At 39.5% G+C, this 17,291-nt stretch carries 25 protein-coding genes; 7 read left to right on the forward strand and 18 right to left on the reverse strand.

Going from position 1 to position 17,291, the window contains the following annotated elements:
* Positions 1–44 precede the first annotated feature (44 nt).
* Together Q0K96_RS02450 and Q0K96_RS02455 are read right to left on the reverse strand one after the other, a co-directional pair.
* On the reverse strand, positions 45–398 hold the full coding sequence (locus tag Q0K96_RS02450; RefSeq protein WP_297332424.1) for a hypothetical protein: 354 nt from the start codon (positions 396–398) through the stop codon (positions 45–47).
* The gene (locus tag Q0K96_RS02455) at positions 398–883 is read right to left on the reverse strand and encodes a DoxX family protein (protein ID WP_297332425.1); all 486 of its coding nucleotides are present in this window, start codon (positions 881–883) and stop codon (positions 398–400) included. The genes Q0K96_RS02450 and Q0K96_RS02455 overlap by 1 nt, the downstream gene beginning before the upstream one ends.
* Positions 884–1,035: 152 nt before the next feature.
* Between Q0K96_RS02455 and Q0K96_RS02460 the strand changes: the two genes are divergently transcribed.
* Positions 1,036–2,274 (forward strand): AraC family transcriptional regulator, encoded by a 1,239-nt coding sequence (locus Q0K96_RS02460; RefSeq protein WP_297332426.1) that lies wholly within the window; start codon positions 1,036–1,038, stop codon positions 2,272–2,274.
* 34 nt (positions 2,275–2,308) lie between these two features.
* Here Q0K96_RS02460 and Q0K96_RS02465 read toward each other — a convergent pair whose 3' ends face one another.
* The 13 genes from Q0K96_RS02465 to Q0K96_RS02525 all read right to left on the reverse strand — a co-directional run bounded on the left by Q0K96_RS02465 (position 2,309) and on the right by Q0K96_RS02525 (position 10,313).
* Positions 2,309–2,959: a hypothetical protein gene (locus tag Q0K96_RS02465; RefSeq protein ID WP_297332427.1), complete on the reverse strand. Its 651-nt coding sequence runs from the start codon at positions 2,957–2,959 to the stop codon at positions 2,309–2,311.
* Positions 2,956–3,990 carry a D-alanine--D-alanine ligase gene (locus tag Q0K96_RS02470; protein WP_297332428.1) on the reverse strand — a complete coding sequence of 345 codons (1,035 nt, stop codon included), beginning with the start codon at positions 3,988–3,990 and terminating at the stop codon, positions 2,956–2,958. Before Q0K96_RS02470 ends, Q0K96_RS02465 begins: the two co-directional genes overlap by 4 nt.
* A gap of 3 nt (positions 3,991–3,993) precedes the next feature.
* Positions 3,994–4,704, reverse strand: coding sequence for an NRDE family protein (locus Q0K96_RS02475; protein WP_297332429.1), 711 nt, complete (start codon positions 4,702–4,704; stop codon positions 3,994–3,996).
* Positions 4,691–5,179, reverse strand: a complete 489-nt coding sequence (locus tag Q0K96_RS02480) for a DinB family protein (RefSeq protein WP_297332430.1) — start codon at positions 5,177–5,179, stop codon at positions 4,691–4,693. The genes Q0K96_RS02475 and Q0K96_RS02480 overlap by 14 nt, the downstream gene beginning before the upstream one ends.
* Before the next feature lie 3 nt (positions 5,180–5,182).
* On the reverse strand, positions 5,183–5,569 hold the full coding sequence (locus Q0K96_RS02485; RefSeq protein ID WP_297332431.1) for a DoxX family membrane protein: 387 nt from the start codon (positions 5,567–5,569) through the stop codon (positions 5,183–5,185).
* A 6-nt stretch (positions 5,570–5,575) separates the two neighbouring features.
* Positions 5,576–6,034, reverse strand: a complete 459-nt coding sequence (locus Q0K96_RS02490; RefSeq protein WP_297332432.1) for a YHS domain-containing (seleno)protein — start codon at positions 6,032–6,034, stop codon at positions 5,576–5,578.
* Between the two features lie 26 nt (positions 6,035–6,060).
* Positions 6,061–6,495: a YHS domain-containing (seleno)protein gene (locus tag Q0K96_RS02495; RefSeq protein ID WP_297332433.1), complete on the reverse strand. Its 435-nt coding sequence runs from the start codon at positions 6,493–6,495 to the stop codon at positions 6,061–6,063.
* 6 nt (positions 6,496–6,501) lie between these two features.
* Positions 6,502–7,395: a hypothetical protein gene (locus tag Q0K96_RS02500; protein WP_297332434.1), complete on the reverse strand. Its 894-nt coding sequence runs from the start codon at positions 7,393–7,395 to the stop codon at positions 6,502–6,504.
* A 2-nt stretch (positions 7,396–7,397) separates the two neighbouring features.
* Positions 7,398–7,817, reverse strand: a complete 420-nt coding sequence (locus tag Q0K96_RS02505) for a DM13 domain-containing protein (RefSeq protein WP_297332435.1) — start codon at positions 7,815–7,817, stop codon at positions 7,398–7,400.
* A 139-nt stretch (positions 7,818–7,956) separates the two neighbouring features.
* Entirely contained in the window at positions 7,957–8,640 is a 684-nt protein-coding gene (locus Q0K96_RS02510) for a Crp/Fnr family transcriptional regulator (RefSeq protein WP_297332436.1), read from the reverse strand.
* Between the two features lie 156 nt (positions 8,641–8,796).
* Positions 8,797–9,108: a rhodanese-like domain-containing protein gene (locus Q0K96_RS02515; protein ID WP_223051963.1), complete on the reverse strand. Its 312-nt coding sequence runs from the start codon at positions 9,106–9,108 to the stop codon at positions 8,797–8,799.
* Positions 9,109–9,122: 14 nt separating this feature from the next.
* On the reverse strand, positions 9,123–9,734 hold the full coding sequence (locus Q0K96_RS02520; protein WP_297332437.1) for a thioredoxin family protein: 612 nt from the start codon (positions 9,732–9,734) through the stop codon (positions 9,123–9,125).
* A gap of 33 nt (positions 9,735–9,767) precedes the next feature.
* Complete coding sequence (locus tag Q0K96_RS02525; protein WP_297332438.1) at positions 9,768–10,313, reverse strand: TlpA disulfide reductase family protein; 546 nt, start codon at positions 10,311–10,313, stop codon at positions 9,768–9,770.
* Positions 10,314–10,451: 138 nt separating this feature from the next.
* Here Q0K96_RS02525 and Q0K96_RS02530 point away from each other — a divergent pair, with 138 nt between their 5' ends.
* Genes Q0K96_RS02530 through Q0K96_RS02540 form a run of 3 tightly spaced genes read left to right on the forward strand, consistent with a single transcriptional unit; the run spans position 10,452 to position 12,165 of the window.
* Positions 10,452–10,904 (forward strand): MarR family transcriptional regulator, encoded by a 453-nt coding sequence (locus Q0K96_RS02530; protein ID WP_297332439.1) that lies wholly within the window; start codon positions 10,452–10,454, stop codon positions 10,902–10,904.
* Positions 10,905–10,920: 16 nt separating this feature from the next.
* Positions 10,921–11,559 carry an NAD(P)H-dependent oxidoreductase gene (locus Q0K96_RS02535; RefSeq protein WP_297332440.1) on the forward strand — a complete coding sequence of 213 codons (639 nt, stop codon included), beginning with the start codon at positions 10,921–10,923 and terminating at the stop codon, positions 11,557–11,559.
* Positions 11,560–11,595: 36 nt separating this feature from the next.
* The gene (locus tag Q0K96_RS02540) at positions 11,596–12,165 is read left to right on the forward strand and encodes a YceI family protein (protein ID WP_297332441.1); all 570 of its coding nucleotides are present in this window, start codon (positions 11,596–11,598) and stop codon (positions 12,163–12,165) included.
* A 70-nt stretch (positions 12,166–12,235) separates the two neighbouring features.
* On the opposite strand, the gene cysK is transcribed toward Q0K96_RS02540, so the two are convergent.
* Together cysK and epsC are read right to left on the reverse strand one after the other, a co-directional pair.
* The gene (gene cysK / locus Q0K96_RS02545) at positions 12,236–13,144 is read right to left on the reverse strand and encodes a cysteine synthase A (protein ID WP_297332442.1); all 909 of its coding nucleotides are present in this window, start codon (positions 13,142–13,144) and stop codon (positions 12,236–12,238) included.
* Positions 13,145–13,158: 14 nt separating this feature from the next.
* Positions 13,159–13,977: a serine O-acetyltransferase EpsC gene (gene epsC / locus Q0K96_RS02550; protein WP_297332443.1), complete on the reverse strand. Its 819-nt coding sequence runs from the start codon at positions 13,975–13,977 to the stop codon at positions 13,159–13,161.
* Between the two features lie 294 nt (positions 13,978–14,271).
* Here epsC and Q0K96_RS02555 point away from each other — a divergent pair, with 294 nt between their 5' ends.
* Both Q0K96_RS02555 and Q0K96_RS02560 read left to right on the forward strand, forming a co-directional pair.
* Positions 14,272–14,844 carry an aminodeoxychorismate/anthranilate synthase component II gene (locus tag Q0K96_RS02555; RefSeq protein ID WP_297332444.1) on the forward strand — a complete coding sequence of 191 codons (573 nt, stop codon included), beginning with the start codon at positions 14,272–14,274 and terminating at the stop codon, positions 14,842–14,844.
* 185 nt (positions 14,845–15,029) lie between these two features.
* Positions 15,030–15,470, forward strand: a complete 441-nt coding sequence (locus Q0K96_RS02560; RefSeq protein WP_297332445.1) for a hypothetical protein — start codon at positions 15,030–15,032, stop codon at positions 15,468–15,470.
* 32 nt (positions 15,471–15,502) lie between these two features.
* On the opposite strand, the gene yaaA is transcribed toward Q0K96_RS02560, so the two are convergent.
* Positions 15,503–16,261: a peroxide stress protein YaaA gene (yaaA, locus tag Q0K96_RS02565; protein ID WP_297332446.1), complete on the reverse strand. Its 759-nt coding sequence runs from the start codon at positions 16,259–16,261 to the stop codon at positions 15,503–15,505.
* A 102-nt stretch (positions 16,262–16,363) separates the two neighbouring features.
* Here yaaA and Q0K96_RS02570 point away from each other — a divergent pair, with 102 nt between their 5' ends.
* Positions 16,364–17,269: an ABC transporter ATP-binding protein gene (locus Q0K96_RS02570; RefSeq protein WP_297332447.1), complete on the forward strand. Its 906-nt coding sequence runs from the start codon at positions 16,364–16,366 to the stop codon at positions 17,267–17,269.
* Positions 17,270–17,291: the final 22 nt, after the last annotated feature.

The raw sequence follows: 17,291 nt of genomic DNA on the forward strand, positions 1-17,291 counted from the left end.
GAGACAGCTGTTTCGATACTGAAACAGCACTGCTTTAAATTGTGTTATCTTTTATTAAAAACATCTGATACTACGGTGTTACCGCTTTCATTAAATATTACTTCCCTGTTTTCCTGCCCTTCAAGCTCATACACCCCATTAGCAGTATATTTATATTCAGTAAATAAATAGCCTGTATAAAAAGTCACTGTGGCGGTATAATAGCCAGATGTACTGTCATAAGGCATTACAACATCCTGCTCCCAGCTAAGAGGCTTATCTGTACCTTTTATGGCTACTCTACTCCCCTGTGTTATGCCTTCAGCACTTAAACGAAAGGTTACCGTATGCTTTTTTACTTCCTGTACGCATGATGCGGCTACTACAGCAAGCATCATTAAAATAATTATCCTTTTCATTATTTGGTTTTCTTAGTAATTAAGTAATCAACGCCAAGCCTGCCAGAGCCCAGCGCAAATGTATATATGCAGATAAAACCGAAACCAAGCGCAGGCAGCATGTTCCAGTAGCCGTTTTGCAATTGCTGGCAAAAGGCAGCCACCATCATAGTGCAAAAGATAAGAAGTGAAGCGATCCTTGTCTGGAAACCCAACATTAGCAAGAGGCCTCCTACAGCTTCGCTGAAAGCGCCCATCCATGCAAAGAAAGAAGGGAATTGCGCAAAGATGCCGCCAAATTCAGCTACATCAGACGGAAACCAATAGGCCACTTCAAAAAAACCGAGGTTCAGTTTACTGTCAGACCACGGCATACCAAACTTTGCAGCGCCAAAATTAAATGCCATGAAGTATCCGCAGATAAGCCTGGGGATACTAACCATAATATCCTGCCACAGCGCCGGCAACGCAACAGGCTTGGTAAGGCTAAGAATAAATGTTCTCATATTTGTTATTGTTTATGCAGCTAAATTAGCCCGGCACAATGTAAAGCAGGTAGCTAATTATAATATGAAACCAATTTGGCTTTACACAGCAATCAGATAATTTAATACCTTTATTACGAACAGGTTATCTTCGGTGCTTTAATAAGTAGCCTATGCAGTTTAATTTTAGCTTCTACAGCTCGCTGCTGTTAGTATTTCTTGTGCATCTGCTGGTATATAGCGGTATGTGCCTTAGGCGTTATTTAAAAGATGGATATGCATCAGATGGTTGGCTTGGTATTTTCCTGCTGCTATCCTTTTTATATGTATGCCCGTGGATGCTGGGTTTTGCAGGATGGTACAACCAACAGCCATACAGGGATATAATGTTTTACGTGCCATTTCAGCACCTTTTCTTTTTAGGGCCTGTAATGTTCTTTTATGTACTGAGCCTCCTTAACCCCGGTTTCAGGTTCAGGAAAAAGTATCACATCCACTTTCTCCCCGGGCTGTTGTATATAGCATATAGCCTTTTCATGTTTATATATGACAGGTTTATTTATAAAGGCTATTATTTTTTACAGGATGGGCAGGACCGTGATTTTGATGAATGGTATCAGGCTGCGGGGTTTATAAGCATGCTTGTTTACTTTATTACAGCGCTTAGATATTATAACGCTTACCGTAAAGTAACCCTTAACTACCTTAGCAACGCAGATGCTTTTTCATTTGTGTGGATACGCAATTTTTTAACAGCAGTGGTTTTTATCTTTTGCGCATGGTTGGTACTGGAGATATATTCCCTGATTTTTGATGCCAACTATATAGATAACTGGTGGTATTTTATAGTTTTTGCGTTGCTTAACTACTATATTGCTATTGAAGGCTACACGAATACTGAGAGGTCTGTATTACATTTTGAAGGGTGGACACTGGGCAGAATAAAAAATATTGGAGTGCTTAATAACAGGCAACCGGCTTTGCGAGGAGTTGTATCTTCTGCGTTATTGGATTATGTACCACACGAAAGCCAAGATGAAATTACAAAAGAGCATACTACCGAAGATTTTGATGAAGATATCATTATGCTGAACAAAATGATGAAACAGGAAAGGTGGTATGAAAACCCCGAACTGTCTCTACCAGAACTGGCGCACTGTATGAAACTGAATATTCATTACCTGAGCAGGTTAATTAATAAGGGGGTTAATTTAAACTTTAACGATTATATCAATAAATACAGGATTGAGGCTGTAATTGATAAGTTTAAAAACGGGGAGCATAAAGAGAGTACCTTTATAGGGATAGCTATAGACTGCGGTTTTAACAGCAAAGCCACATTTAACAGGGCTTTTAAAAAACATACCGGTACAACACCTAAAGAATATGTAACACGGCTGGTTTTAGTTTAGCAAATAAGGTTTCGTGTAAATAAACATACTTTATTCAGGCTGATATGCTTTTTTGCCTGTAATGCAACTTCAGGAGCTTAAATAACTGGTATGCCGCAAGCGCAATAAAAATAAACGGATAGATATATTGCAGTACCGAAGGGCTTATAATTTTTTCGGGAACTGCGCTTAGTAAAAAAACCAGCGTCAGCATACCCAAAAAGGTACCCGTAACTGCACCGGCAACAAAATAGTGTTTGAGCTTAGCCGTAAAATCTACCGATTTATTGCTTAAAAGATATAAGTTCCATCCTGCCCAAAACGGTATTTGTGTAAAATTAAGGGCGTTAAGCACTAAGCCTGTTAAAAAAGGTATTACAATTATTTTTGCAGGGGCATACTCATCATTTTGGTAGTTTTGCGATGAAGGCCAGTAAAAGAAAGCCAGTAACAAAAGGAATATTATACTTGCGATACTAAGCTTTTTAATGAGTCCGCTTTTTAAACCGACGTCTTTCAGCAGATACAAGATACCATAAAGGTAAACGGCCTCAGCCAAAAGGATACCGCCGAGGTATTCTGTAAGCGCAAGAGCCCCGTACTCTTTATATATCCCATAGCCAATAACATTAAGGTACCCTAATGGCACCGAGCCTATAAAACTAATTATAAATCCTGCTACAGTATTTTTAATTTGCGGCTTCATAGCTTTTCATACTGTTTTACAAGCCTCTTGTGCTGCCTGTATTGCTCCATCCCTTCAGAAAAAGAAAGGTAAGGTATGCCTCTACGATTGTTTTGTGAGCTTATTTTAAACATATAGCCAATATGCCTTATCAGTTCTTTCCATGCAAAAAAGATACTATGTTCAGGGTCGTAAATATGAGTCGGCTCGCTTGCGGCCCCGTTAACTTCTACAACATTAAAGTTTATACCACCTTCAAGCTCCTGCCAGCTATTAAACATTACATCAAACCTACCAAAGTAAAAATCGGGCATCTTAAGCGCGATAGCATTAATTACATCGTTCAGCTTATCTGAAATAAGGTGGCTTGCATCGGTAAATTTTGCGCCCCTGCAATGGTTGCCCAGCGGCACAAGGTTAACCTTCTCGCCTGTTTGTGGTATTTGGCTTAGCCTCCATCCCATTTCTTTTATAAGAGTACTCAACTGCATTTCAAACCGCGGGTCCTGCCTTACAAGCTGCATAATGGTAGATGTACCATCTCCCGTAACGGTAAGCAGCTCTTTGGCAACAATACCTGTAATCCTTCCCCTGTCCTCGCCCGGAAAACGCACAAAAAATATCCCTGCCTCGTTAGGATAAGGTATAAATTCCTGTACAAGATAATCAAACCTTGCTTTTTGGTGGTAGGCTTCTAATACCGCTTCACTGTCAGCTTTTTTTACAGCACTGCCCCTTAGCCCCATGTCGGGCTTTGCAATAACAGGATAAGCCATACTGTTCTCTTCGAGTAAGTCTTTTACCTTACCGAAAGCTGAATTAGCAGGTATAAGTATTGTTTTAGGATAGCAGCCCGCAGGCATTTGGTTGTATATCTGCATCTTGCTGTCCATAATAAAGCCGCCGTTACGCATGGACGGGTTGGCTGCATTAAAGAAAAACAAGTTACGTGCCTTTAGCGAATACCACGCCCAGATAAAAAAAACAGGAAAATACAGCGCCCAAAAAGGCCAATACTCCCAATGCCGTATTTTATGTATAAAGAGTCTCAAATTTTAAACTGATATAAATGTTTTACTAAAGCTTTGATCTTCAATCAGGTCTGCATATTCAAACTCTACCTTGTTGGCCTCTATAGCAGTTTGCGTTATACTCAGGGTAACAGGTCCTTCGACACGGTTTATAACAAGTCCGTTTTCTTTGTCCTCTGCATTTGTAAACTGGTGAAAATCTCTTACCAATGCCGGGGTTATATCTTTCACTGAAGAAAGAAATACCTGGAACCATGTTTCGCGTTGCTGCCTCACTTCATCATTATATAATGTAGCCGATGACCATATATAGCTTTTATCCGCATTTAAAACATGTACTTCTTTTATATGTCCGTCCCAACGCAGCTGAAATAAATCTCCTTTTTCATACAAAACAATGGTAAAAGGCTCGATATCTGCAAGGTTTAAAATTTTCCAATAAGCAAATGGCGAGGGTTTACTTATAATCTCTAAAACAATAAGCCCCCTGCTTTTGCGGTACTGTGCCTTTCGCTCATGTTTACCGGATGCCCCGTTCAGCAACACCACTACATTGGCAAACTCATCAATTGCATACCATGTGCCTCCTGACTGAGGGTCTTTTGGGAAAAATATTTTTTTGTTATTTATAACTGCGCTTTGTGGCGTTAACAACGGCTGGCGCTCCCGCCTTTCATCGCGGTTAGATGTAATTATTACTTTACTGTTTACTCTTACAAAACTAACTGTGCACATTTTTCCTGTATTCTAAAGTTGAAGGGGCAACACCAAAATCTTCAGATATGGCAATATCTTTTATATGTATAAGCGCTACCTTTATTAATGCCTGGTGGTGTATGGTATGCTCAAAATTATACAAAAGTTCTCTGTAGTAATTACTTTCAAACTCCATCATCGTGCTGCCTACCCTTTGCTGTAGTATCAGGTTTTTATTCTGTTTTAATAAAGCGGCAGATACTACTTCAATACGCGCTGTTGCGGCAGATTTATTGCTTTGCAGGATTTTATCACGTTTACGGTCGTCATAATTTACAACACCTTCATCATAGCGGCTCAGAAGGCATTCATACAGTTCTATAATATGCCTTATGTGTTCGCCTACAGATGCCCCTCCTAATTCTGTTACGGGCATGGTATAAAAATCATCGGTCATTTGCTTTAAAAGCACCGAAAGTTGCGAGAGATTGTGTGTAACAGACTGGAAAAGCATAAGCTATTTTTTTATTTTAAATATAATGAGTAATTTATTCTTATTTACGTAAATAAGTACTGCACAGCAAAAGAAAGTTATAAGCGCAAGTGCAAACAGCTCTCCGCCATCACCCTGCACCGATATTCCTAAGATAAACAAATGGGCCATTATAGCCCCTGCCATTGTGCCTGCCCCTGCAAGTGCGCCAAAAAGGGTATAACGTGGTATCAATATTAAAATAGCGGCTATAAGTTCTATTATGCCGGAACCTATCCTGCCGAAAGGCTCTGCACCAAGTGTACTGAAAATATAGATACTTTCGGGCGCGCCGGTAAACTTAAAGAAAAGGGTTTGCAACAGTATTATGGCTGCTGTGAGCCGTAACACCCAGATAAAAATATTTTTCATGGCAGGTTAATTATCGGTTAGTTTTTTCCAGTTGGCATCTGCCTTTTTCTTAAGGTTCTTTTCGTCTTTGTTCCAGCTTTTCAGCGTGTTATTAAAGTAGGCATTGTAAAACAGGTAAAGTTTACCCTCTATTATTTTAAAGGTTTCAGGATCTATCTCTACCTTTTCTCCGTTGCTGCCCATAGCATAGGCACACCATCCGCCATATTGCGGCTCATATTGGGCAGGATTCTTTACAAATGCTTCTTTATTAGCCTTTGTAGAGAAATAGTAAACTATACCATTGTGTGCGGCAGTAATTTCTTTTTTACCCTTCACGGCTTTGCCCGCAGTAAAATATGCCACAGGGTCGTAGCCCTGTATGGCTAACTTGTTTTCCAGGTTATAATGCTTAGCATCCTTGTTTTGTGCCTGAGAAGCACAGGCACATAAAAATGCCACGATTAAAAAGACATACTTTTTCATTTTATAAATAGTTTAAAGTGTGAGAATTATTCTTGTGATACCACAGGCCAGTTGGCTTCGGCTTTTTTAATACGGGCATCTTTATTTTTTTGCCATTCTTCCCTTACCCCAAGGCTGTAATTTAGGTAGAGCACGCCGTTATAAACGGTAAATGCTTTCGGGTCTGTAGATGCTTTATATCCTTCTGACATACCATAGGCACACCAGCCGCCAAAACGTGGCAGATACTTTTCAGGGTTTTCTGTAAACAGCTTGCGGTTGGCTTCTGTAGCAAAAAAATATGTTGCCCCTTCGTGTTTAAAAGAAATGTCTTTATTGCCTTTGCGTGCTGCATCTTCGGTAAAATAGGCTACAACATCATAACCCGAAACCGCTATACCCTGTTTATCTGTATTTACTTTTTGTTGGGCTGCAACCGGCAAGGCTGCCAGCAGAAGCATTAATACAATTAATTTTTTCATGTTTATTTAAAATTTATAGTTATATGAAATAGTGAGTACTAAACCCCTTGTAAGCCCGTCCGGGCGCTCTTCGCGTACTACAAATGGTGTAGCCGCTAAAAGCTCTATGCTGTTTCTATTATCAGCGCTGTATGTAATTTCCAAAGCCCCGTTTACGGTTAATCCCTCTGAGCCGTTTATCTCCTGCCTGTTACCAAAAATATCCTCATATGAGTCTTCATCTAAATGATATATAAACAATGCAGATGGCCTTATATTAAACCTGCCTATGCTATAGTTATATTCCCCTTTTAGCAGTGCATCGGGTTTTCGTTCAAACAAATTAGTAGTGGTAAAGTCGTCTGTTCCCGAAAATTCGGCTATATAAGAGTTTTTATTAATGTTTATAACCGGATATTGCACAGAGGCAGAAAGGCTTAGGGAAGCATACACATAATTTACACCCGCCAGCGCATCAAAAGTGCCGAGGCTTGCCTGATAGTCCATCGGTAAGGAGAATCCGTTTATTTTTAGGTTAGACTGTGTAAACGGAAACTTAGCTCCGAAATTTACTATCCAATGGCTCAGTTCTTTCTGTTTAACTATATAGGCAGCGGTTGCAAAAGCATCACCAAACTGTCCGCGGGTACCAAAGCTGCCCTCTGCCTGCGAGTATGTCACCCTGCCATTTAAAGTCCATTTAGGGTTTACAATCCTTGTGTAAGACAATGCTCCGGTTAAGTAAGTTACATCTGCATCTCCTACAGCATAACCCGGGCTTATAGAAATGATATTTTTAAATGTGTTGTTATCATGCACGTAACTGTCTAAAGAGCAGATACCGGCATCACTGCAACCCTGCGGGAAAACCGCTACCGATTGTAACACCATAAAAGCAAATAAAAGGAATAAGCGTTTCATAATTATTGTATTGGCTGTAATGGTGCATAAGCAAACAGATGGTTGTATTGCTGGCAGTGTATAAGCACATGGGAATAATCTGAAACATTTACAACCTGCGGGATGGTATAAACATTATTAGCATTAAAGTTACCGAGGTTTACAAACTGCTGCGGATACGCAGCGGTAGAAAGGTACACTTTAAGGTCGGGGCCGTTTGATACGGTTAAATCTTCAAAATCAAGCCTGTGGATACCGCTCTCAAGGTATATTTTTACCTTCCCCGTTGCATTGATACCCGAGGTAGGCTGAAAGCTGCCTTCAAACAACGGAGTGGCAGTTTCATCTATTACAACGGTTGGAAGCGACCTTGTGAGTTCGCCCTCTGCTTCACATGATATCAGGGTGAATATACATGCAAATAAAAAAATAGCTTTTTTCATATCATCGGGTTTAATGATACAAAGCTATTTCATCGGTAAGCAGCAATTTGTCGGCTACTTTACATCCAGTGTAAAAAAAGTCAATAAAATTGATTTATACGTTCCAGAGAGAAAATTTAGAAGCATAATAATTAACCTGCTATTTTTCAAAAGCGGTAAAGTCGTTTATTATAATTTGTTTGCGGGTATAGGTAATAAGCTGTTTTTCTTCCAGCTCATTAAGCAGTTGTGTGGCTGTCTGCCTTGAGGTGCATATAATCTGGGCAATATCATTTTGGGTAAGGTAGTTTTCTATATATACTTTCTCCCCTTCGGCCCTGCCCTCTTTTTTTGCCCAGTCTTTTAAGAACATCAGCAGCCTTGCCTTAGCATCTTTAGAGATAAGATTAGTATAGTTGTTTTTCCATTTAAGCATGCGCAGCCCCACAAATTTGGTGTAGGATAATGCAAGCTCAGGATGCTTAAGCAACAGGTTCTCAAAATCGGAAAGCAGGAAGCTGCAAATTATTATCTCGTCGGTAAGTGCCTGTGCATATTCATAGGTTTCACTGTCGGTTTCAAGGGTAAGTTCGCCAAAAAGATCGCCTTTCTGGATAATATCTTTAATCATTTCCTTACCTGATTTATCTACCGAAACAATTTTTATATTTCCTTTTTTCAGGAAAAAGATACGGGGTACATCTGTAGAAGAAAAATAGATGATATCGCCCTTACCGGCTTTTTTATATCCGGTTATTATGCATAACTGCTTTATCTGCGAAAAACTGAGTGTCCTGAACAATTTATGGTCTCTCAGGTACCAGAATTTTAAATCGGCTGACATAAAAATGCTTTTATCAAAAATAACAACAAATACATTTACTTGATATTAAATCTAAGATTTCCGAAAAAAAATGTGCTTACAGTTAGCGTTGATAGTTAAGTACTAAGTGGCTATAGCCAAAAATAAAAAAGCAACCCGTAAGGTTGCTTTTTTACATCAGGGCATGGTGACAGGCCCGCTCCACCGGGAAATACCACCGGCAAGATTATAAGTATTTTTAAAACCAAGCTCGTTCATTATGTTGCACGCCTGCCCGCTACGCGCGCCTGCAGCACAATACACATAATAGTTTTTGTCTTTATCAAGTTCTTCTACCTGATAAATAAAGCCCTGTCCCTTATAAATATCAATATTTATTGCACCGGGTATAATACCACGGTTCCATTCGTCTTCGGTGCGCACATCCAGTATAACGGCATTTTCATCCTGCTGTGCCTGTTCCCACCATTCGTTTTGAGATAAATCCATTTAAAAATTTTCGTTTATGCTTTAATAGAGCAGCCAATGGCCTTTGTTTCTTTTACCGGGACTTCTTTGCCTTTAAGTAGAGCATTAACAGCATCTTCTGTATACTTTACCTTTACGGCAGATGCATCTTCATAATTGTCATCAATAGCCCCAATATATTTTACTACATTGCCTTTTGTGGTTTTTTGCAATATGTAAACATGAGGTGTTTTGGTTGCGCCATATTGTGGGTATATTTTTTGCCCTTCATCTAATAGGTACGGAAATGTAAACTTCTTTTCTTTTGCACGCTCCTGCATTTTCTCAAAACTGTCATCTTTTTGCTTAACCGGGTTGTTAGGATTAATAGCCACTACCGGGTAACCCAGTTTTTTATATTTTTTGTCAAGTGCAATAATCCTGTCTTCATACGCCTGAGCATACGGGCAATGGTTACAGGTAAAAATAACGATGTAGCCTTTGGCATCTTTCATATCTTTTAATGATACTTTTTTACCATCAACGTTTTTAAGGCTGAAGTCGGTAGCCACATCGCCTACTTTATAACCTGCGGCAGGTTTAGCAATGGTAAAGGCTGCAAGCAGGCCGGCTGCTATAAAAAGTCCTAAAAATTTTACTGTCTTCATTTTATATACTTATGATTAATTGTTTATGATTTATTATTTAATAAGGCTTACTTCTTTTTCAAGCTCTTCATAACTAAAAGACTGTTCAAAAAACCTGCGGGTATCCCTGTTATAAATCAGTGTGGCGGGTATAGCCCCACTCCAGGTTGAATCAACTTTTGGTATCCAGGAATTGGCATCCGGGTCGCGCAGGTAAAGCACCTCACTCTTAAGCTGGTTCTCCTTAATAAATGGCAATAGCTTGTTCTCAACCATCTTAGGCATATCGAGGCTCACCAGTATTACCTTTACTTTATCATCTTTATACTTTGCATTAAGCTTTTCAAAATGCGGAAGCTCTTCTATACAGGGTACACACCATGTAGCCCAAAAGTTAACCACATAAGTTGTGTCATTCTCTTTTGTCAGGAAATATTCAAGTCCCGAGTAGTCATATGCTTTTACACTTATGCCATTTTTTTTATAAACCTTAATTGGTTTTGGCGCAGGTTCTTCAGTAGTTGATTCCTTCTCGCCTTTGCACGCAGTAAAGCCAATTAAAAGCAATACCAAGGCAATTTTTTTTAAATAATTCGTCATTTTATCTCTTATGTTCTGAATGATAAAATTAACCAAAAAATAAGCGCTAAAAAATTTTAAGCATTTTTTAACAACACATTTGTATATACAATAATAAAATATATTACATTTGTACATACAAATTTTGTATTTACAATTATGAAGATTGAAGATGCTATAAAATCAACAACGGAAATGCCACTTGGCAAAAAAACGCTGTTGAATATAACATACACACAAAACATATTGTCTGAAAGTTTTAATGAGCTGCTTAAGCCTTATGACCTTTCGCCGGAGCAGTTTAATGTACTGCGCATTTTGCGCGGGCAAAAAGGTAAGCCTGCCAACATGTGCGTAATACAAGAACGTATGATTGCCAAAACCAGCAATACAACAAGGCTCGTTGATAAGCTTTTACTTAAAAACCTTGTAATACGTGAAGTGTGTTCGGCAAACAGGCGTAAAATGGATATAACCATTACTGAAAAAGGCCTTGCCCTGCTAAAAGAGCTTGACCCTAAAGTTGAAGCGCATGAAAACAGCTATGCAGCTAATCTTGAAACTGACGAACTACATTTATTAAATAACCTCCTTGAAAAATACAGGGGATAATTAAAACAAAAAATTTATGACTGATTTTATTGAAAGCCTTAACTGGCGCTATGCCACCAAAAAATATGACGCTTCTAAAAAAGTAAGTAATAATGACCTTGAAACGCTAAAAGAAGCGGTTCAGCTAAGTGTGTCTTCTGCCGGGTTACAGCCATACAGGGTTGTGGTGGTAGAAAGTGACGAAGCTAAAAACAAGCTTGCCGAGGCTGCTATGGGCAATAATAAAAATGTATTTGCCGATGCCTCTCACCTGTTCATTTTTGCTGTGGAGAAAAACCTGGGCGATGAGCATGTTGAAGATTATATGGACAACATAAGCGAGACACGTAATGTAGAGAAAGAAAGCCTGAAAGATTTTGAAGGCATGATTAAAGGTTCTATCGACAGCCGGAATGAAAAAGAAAATCAATCATGGGCAGGCAAACAAGCTTATATCGCCCTTTCTAACCTTATAAATGCAGCCGCAGTGCTTAAAATAGACAGTACACCTATGGAGGGCTTTGATGCTAACAAGGTAGATGAAATTCTTAACCTTAATGACAAAGGGCTTACCACATCAGTAATTGCAGCGGTGGGTTACCGCCACAGCGATGATAACTTCCAAAACCTTAAAAAGGTAAGGAAACCTAAACAAGAACTATTTATCACTATTTAATTCAATACCTAATTTAATTTTAACAAGTAAAAACAAATGAAGAATTTAAAATCAATTGCACTTGCACTGGTAGTTGCCCTTGGCACTATAACCGCTTCGGCTCAGGACAAAAAGATCAACACTGCCAAAAGCGAAATCGAATGGGTAGGTAAAAAAGTTACCGGAGAGCACAGTGGTACGCTTGACTTTAAAGATGGCGTACTTAAGTTTAAAAACAACAAGCTTACAGGCGGCAGCTTTACCGTTAACATGAACTCTATTGAAGTAACCGACCTTAAAGCCGGTGAAGGTAAAGAAAAACTGGAAGGCCATCTTAAAGCAGCCGATTTCTTCGGTACTGACAAATATGGCACCTCTACCCTTGTGTTTACTTCTGTAAAACCTAAAAGCGGCAATGTTTATACCGTAACTGCCGACCTAACCATTAAAGGCATAACCAAACCTGTAACGTTTGACCTTACTGTAAACAAAAACTCTGCTACTACATCTTTTAAGGTAGACAGGACTAAGTATGGTATTGAGTATAAATCAGGCAGTATCTTTGACGGACTTGGTGACAATGTAATTTATGATGACTTTGAACTGACAGTAAACCTTCAGTTTTAATTTCCGAATTTTAAGTTGATATATAAAGCCCACCGCTTGCGGTGGGCTTTATTGTTATATATACCTGATTTTAAAATAAACCTTCTACCGAAAGGTAACGCTCACCTGTATCATAATTAAATGTAAGCACAGTTGCACCTTCGGGTATATCAGCTATTTTCTTGCTCACTGCCGCTAAAGATGCACCTGTAGATATACCGGCCAATATACCCTCTTTAGCAGCAAGTTGACGGGCATAATCAAAGGCTTCATCCCTGCTAACGGTTATAACACCATCTATCAGTACGCTCTCATATATTGAAGGTACAAACCCTGCACCAATACCCTGCAAAGGGTGCGGGCCCGGCGCTCCGCCACTCAATACGGGTGATGCTTCCGGCTCAACCGCAAATACCTTTAGGTTAGGGAACTTTTCTTTTAATACAGCAGCAACACCTGTTATGTGCCCCCCGGTACCCACAGCTGTTATCATATAATCTATCCCATCCGGAAAGTCAGCGAGAATTTCCTGTGCAGTTGTGCGTTTATGTACCTCAACGTTAGCATTGTTATCAAACTGGCTTGGCGACCATGCATTTGGTGTATTTGCGGTAAGCTCAGCAGCCTTTTCTATTGCGCCTTTCATACCTTTTTCGCGTGGTGTAAGTTCAAACTGTGCGCCGTATATAGACATCAGCTTTCTGCGCTCTACACTCATAGATTCGGGCATAACCAAAATGAGCTTGTAGCCTTTAACAGCAGCAACCAGCGCAAGGCCGATACCCGTATTACCCGATGTAGGCTCTATAATAACACTATCGGGCTTTAGCAATCCTTTAGCTTCGGCATCTTCTATCATTGCGAGTGCAATACGGTCTTTAATGCTGCTGCCGGGGTTGTTACGCTCCAGCTTAATCCATACATCATGATTACCAAAAAGTTTATTGATCTTTACATGCGGCGTTTTGCCTATGGCTTCTAAAATTGAATTTGCTTTCATATATATTCGGATAATTATATTACAAAGTTTAAAGGTTCAGGAAAAGTTTCACGCGTTTTAATGGCTACTTCACTTTTGTGATACACCAGCGAGTGCGGTGGTACCGAGTGGGTTATCCATACGTTGCCACCTAAAACCGAGCCGTCGCCAATAGTAGTATTGCCGCCCAGTATGGTGGCGTTGGCATATATGGTTACATTATTGCCAATAGTAGGGTGGCGCTTAACAGAAGCATCGGCTTTGCTAACGCTTAACGCACCAAGCGTTACGCCCTGGTACATTTTCACATCATTACCAATAACTGTTGTTTCGCCAACAACAATACCGGTGCCGTGATCTATAAAAAACCGCTCGCCAATTTGTGCTCCCGGGTGTATGTCTATGCCTGTTTTGCTGTGTACATATTCACTCATCATGCGCGGCAGTACCGGTACATTATTTAGCCATAGCTCATGGGCTATGCGGTAAACGGCAATGGCAAAAAAACCGGGGTAGGTAAGCAATACTTCTGTCCTGCTTTTTGCGGCGGGGTCAAACTCAAAAATAGCCTTAAGGTCGTCCTCAAGTTTTTGATGAAGTAAAATCGTTTTCTCATTCAGGAAGTGATTGAATGTGCTTATTTTATCTTTCGGATACCCTGAAAGCGCAAGCTGTTCCCTCAGTATACTTTCGAGGGCTTTTTGTTTCGCTTCAAAATAATTGTAGTCACAATACTCGCTGCCAATGCAAAAAAGCCATTCAAAGAAATCTTCTATCCAAACGGCTATTGCTTCTTTATCCGGAAGATTGGCCTGCTGTCTTTGGTTTGCGGTATAAACAGGATGTTGCTGCATATTGATATAAATAATTAATAAACAAAAAAAGCCTCTCATTACTGAGAAGCTTAGCTGTTAAAGTACCGGTTTTTAAACCCGATTTACATAACGGCAAAAGCCTCTCATTAGTAGAGGGCAACAGTTGCAGGCCATGTGCATAAGGTTTAAAAACATTTATTAAGTTATTAGTTCCTAACAAATTTAAAGAAAAAAATACTTGCACCGACACATTACTCTACTAAAATAGTAGATTTATAATTTTATTAATATCCGGCTTAAATGTTTTTTACTTTTGCATATAATTAAAATACTATGGCAAAAATTCTTGTTATTGATAATTACGACAGTTTCACCTATAATCTTGTACACTACCTTGAAGACCTTGATTGTGATGTAACGGTTTTACGCAATAACGAAGTTACTTTTGCCGATGTAGAACCCTTCTCTAAAATACTGCTTTCACCCGGCCCCGGTATACCTGATGAGGCAGGGTTACTAAAACCCATAATTAAAAAGTTTGCCGACACAAAAAGCATATTGGGCATCTGCCTGGGGCAGCAGGCTATTGCAGAAGTATTCGGCGGCTCTTTGATAAACCTTCAGCAGGTGCATCACGGGGTTGCTTCACAAATTGATTTTACTGTGAATGATGAGCCGCTGTATATGGGTTTAAGCAGCCCGCTAACGGTGGGAAGGTATCATTCGTGGTGTGCCGATACCTACACATTACCTGATGTTTTAGAAACCACTGCTGTAGATGAAAATGGCAATATCATGTCATTGCGACACCGTTTTTTAGATGTGCGTGGTGTACAGTTTCACCCTGAATCTGTGCTCACGCCTTTTGGTAAGCGCATATTACAAAACTGGATAAATATTATATAATAACTTTAATAAAAGCCCATTAAAATTCTGAAAGTTAAACAACTAAAATATCTGTATAGATTTTCATTATACTTATTCTTCCTGAAGTTTACGTATTGAAACTGTTTTTTAAGATTATTTTACAAAGTAATTAACCACATGTTAGTAATTCAGAAATTACCTTAGCAGTATCTAAAATATTTGACATGAAAAAGTTTATTATATTATTAATGGCCTTTACTGCTTTCAGTTGCAGTTCTGATGACAATGACCCTGTAGATAATAACGGCATACGCAATCCGTATACAGGAAGCGTAGTTGGCAGTTGGAAAACGGTAGGGCTGAGCTTAAATGACATGGCTTATGATGTAGATTGTGATGCTGATGAACCCGCTGACGATGTTTACACATTCACATTTTTTGAGGATGGCACATTTGATGTTTATGAAAACTGCTTTCCTGAAGTGCTGTATGCAGAAGGCACCTATCAAACCACAGGCAATGTACTTACACTAAACCTTAACGGGCAAACCGGCAAAGCACATATGGTTGACTACCTTAATGAGAACATGCTTGAATGGCGCTTTACAATAGGCAACGATGGCCTGTTTTACAACTACCACTATTTAGTTGAAAAACTTCCATAAAAAAAGGCTGTCTAAATATAGACAGCCTTTTTTTATCTTGTAAAAACAAGTGTTGTTTTATCCGATAGCTTAGGGTCATAACGATACCCTTCATAATCAAAACCTTTTATGCCTTTTAGTGAACGGATGTTCTTATCAAGTATGTAGCGCACCATCATCCCCCTTGCTTTCTTGGCAAAAAAACTAACCATGCGCAACTTGCCATCTTTATAATCTTTGAACTCGCAGGTTACAACCGGTACTTTAAGTGCTTTTTCGTCAACGGCATTAAAATATTCCTGGCTGGCAAGGTTAAGGAATAGCTCATCATCCTTCAGCTCGTTATTAAGCGCTTCGGTTACAGTGTTCTTCCAAAAATCATACAAATCTTTGTGCTCCCCTACTTCCAGTTTAGTGCCCATTTCCAAACGGTAAGGCTGTATCAGGTCTAATGGCTTAAGCAGCCCATATAACCCTGAAAGTATCCGTAAGGTATTCTGTAATTTATTCAGTTTAGATGTGGGTATAGTATAAGCATCAAGGCCTGTATAAACATCTCCGTTAAAGGCATAAACGGCGGGTCGGGCATTTTTGGTTGTAAACGGCGTTTCCCATTCCTGGTTGCGTTGCCAGTTCAGCTCCGCAAGCTTATCAGAAATATCCATAAGCTCCATAAGCTGCGGTTGCGACTTTTCCTTCAGGGTTTCCTGTATTGTTTCAGACTGCTCCAAAAAAGCGGGCACACTATGTTTGCGGGTGGGCAGCTTGCTTTCGTAATCAAGTGTTTTGGCGGGAGATATAACAATTTTCATTTTCTGCGTTTATACTTCAAATATAATACCGTAGGCTAACTATTACAAGATACGGCGGCAATTTATTATATTAGCAAACCTTTAACCACCAACTTAACTATTATGGCAGACTGCATAATACAAACACATGCACTTAACTTCCGCTTTTCTAAACATAAGAAAGTTTTAGACAATGTTTCGCTTAATATCCCAAAAGGTTCCATTTACGGGTTTTTAGGGCCTAACGGCGCGGGTAAATCTACTACTATGCGCCTCCTTACAGGTATTTTGCCTGAACAGGAAAACGCTATAACTATTTTCGGTAAGCCGCTTAAAGAACAGCTGCCACAGGTGTTTAATAATGTAGGCGCGCTTGTAGAAAGCCCTGCATTATACCTGCACCTTAGCGGTTATAATAACCTTAAATATATTGCAAAGCTGCGCAACGTACCCGAAAGCCGCATTGTAGAAGTATTACAACTGGTTGATCTTGTTACTGATGCAAAAAGAAAGGTAAAACAATACTCACTGGGTATGAAGCAAAGGCTGGCAATTGCCATAACCCTGCTTAACGAACCTGATATATTGCTGCTTGATGAGCCTGTAAACGGTTTAGACCCTAATGGTATGCGCGATATAAGGCAACTGCTGGTAAAACTGAACAAAGAAAAAGGCATTACCATTTTTGTATCGAGCCACCTGCTGGCAGAAATTGAAAAAATGTGCACTCATGTGGGTATTATAAGCCATGGCAAGCTAAAATTTGAAGGCACTATTGAAGAACTTTCAAAGTTTTCGGGTGTTTGCAAGATACAGCTAACCCTGAGCAATGCACCCGAATGGCACGAAAAGCTGTTAACGGAATACCCGGACGCAATGCTGGAAAATACTTCACAGGTTATTTTAGAGCTGCCAAACCGCGAAGAGATTCCGCAGTTTACCAAAAAGCTTGTAGAGTCGGGTGCGGGCATTTATGAAATTAAGATACTCAACGGTCTTGAAGAATGGTTTATGTCGCTCATCCGTTAATGTACAACCAACTAAAACAAAA

The organism is Flavobacterium sp. (assembly GCF_024305175.1).
Taxonomy (GTDB): domain Bacteria; phylum Bacteroidota; class Bacteroidia; order Flavobacteriales; family Flavobacteriaceae; genus Flavobacterium.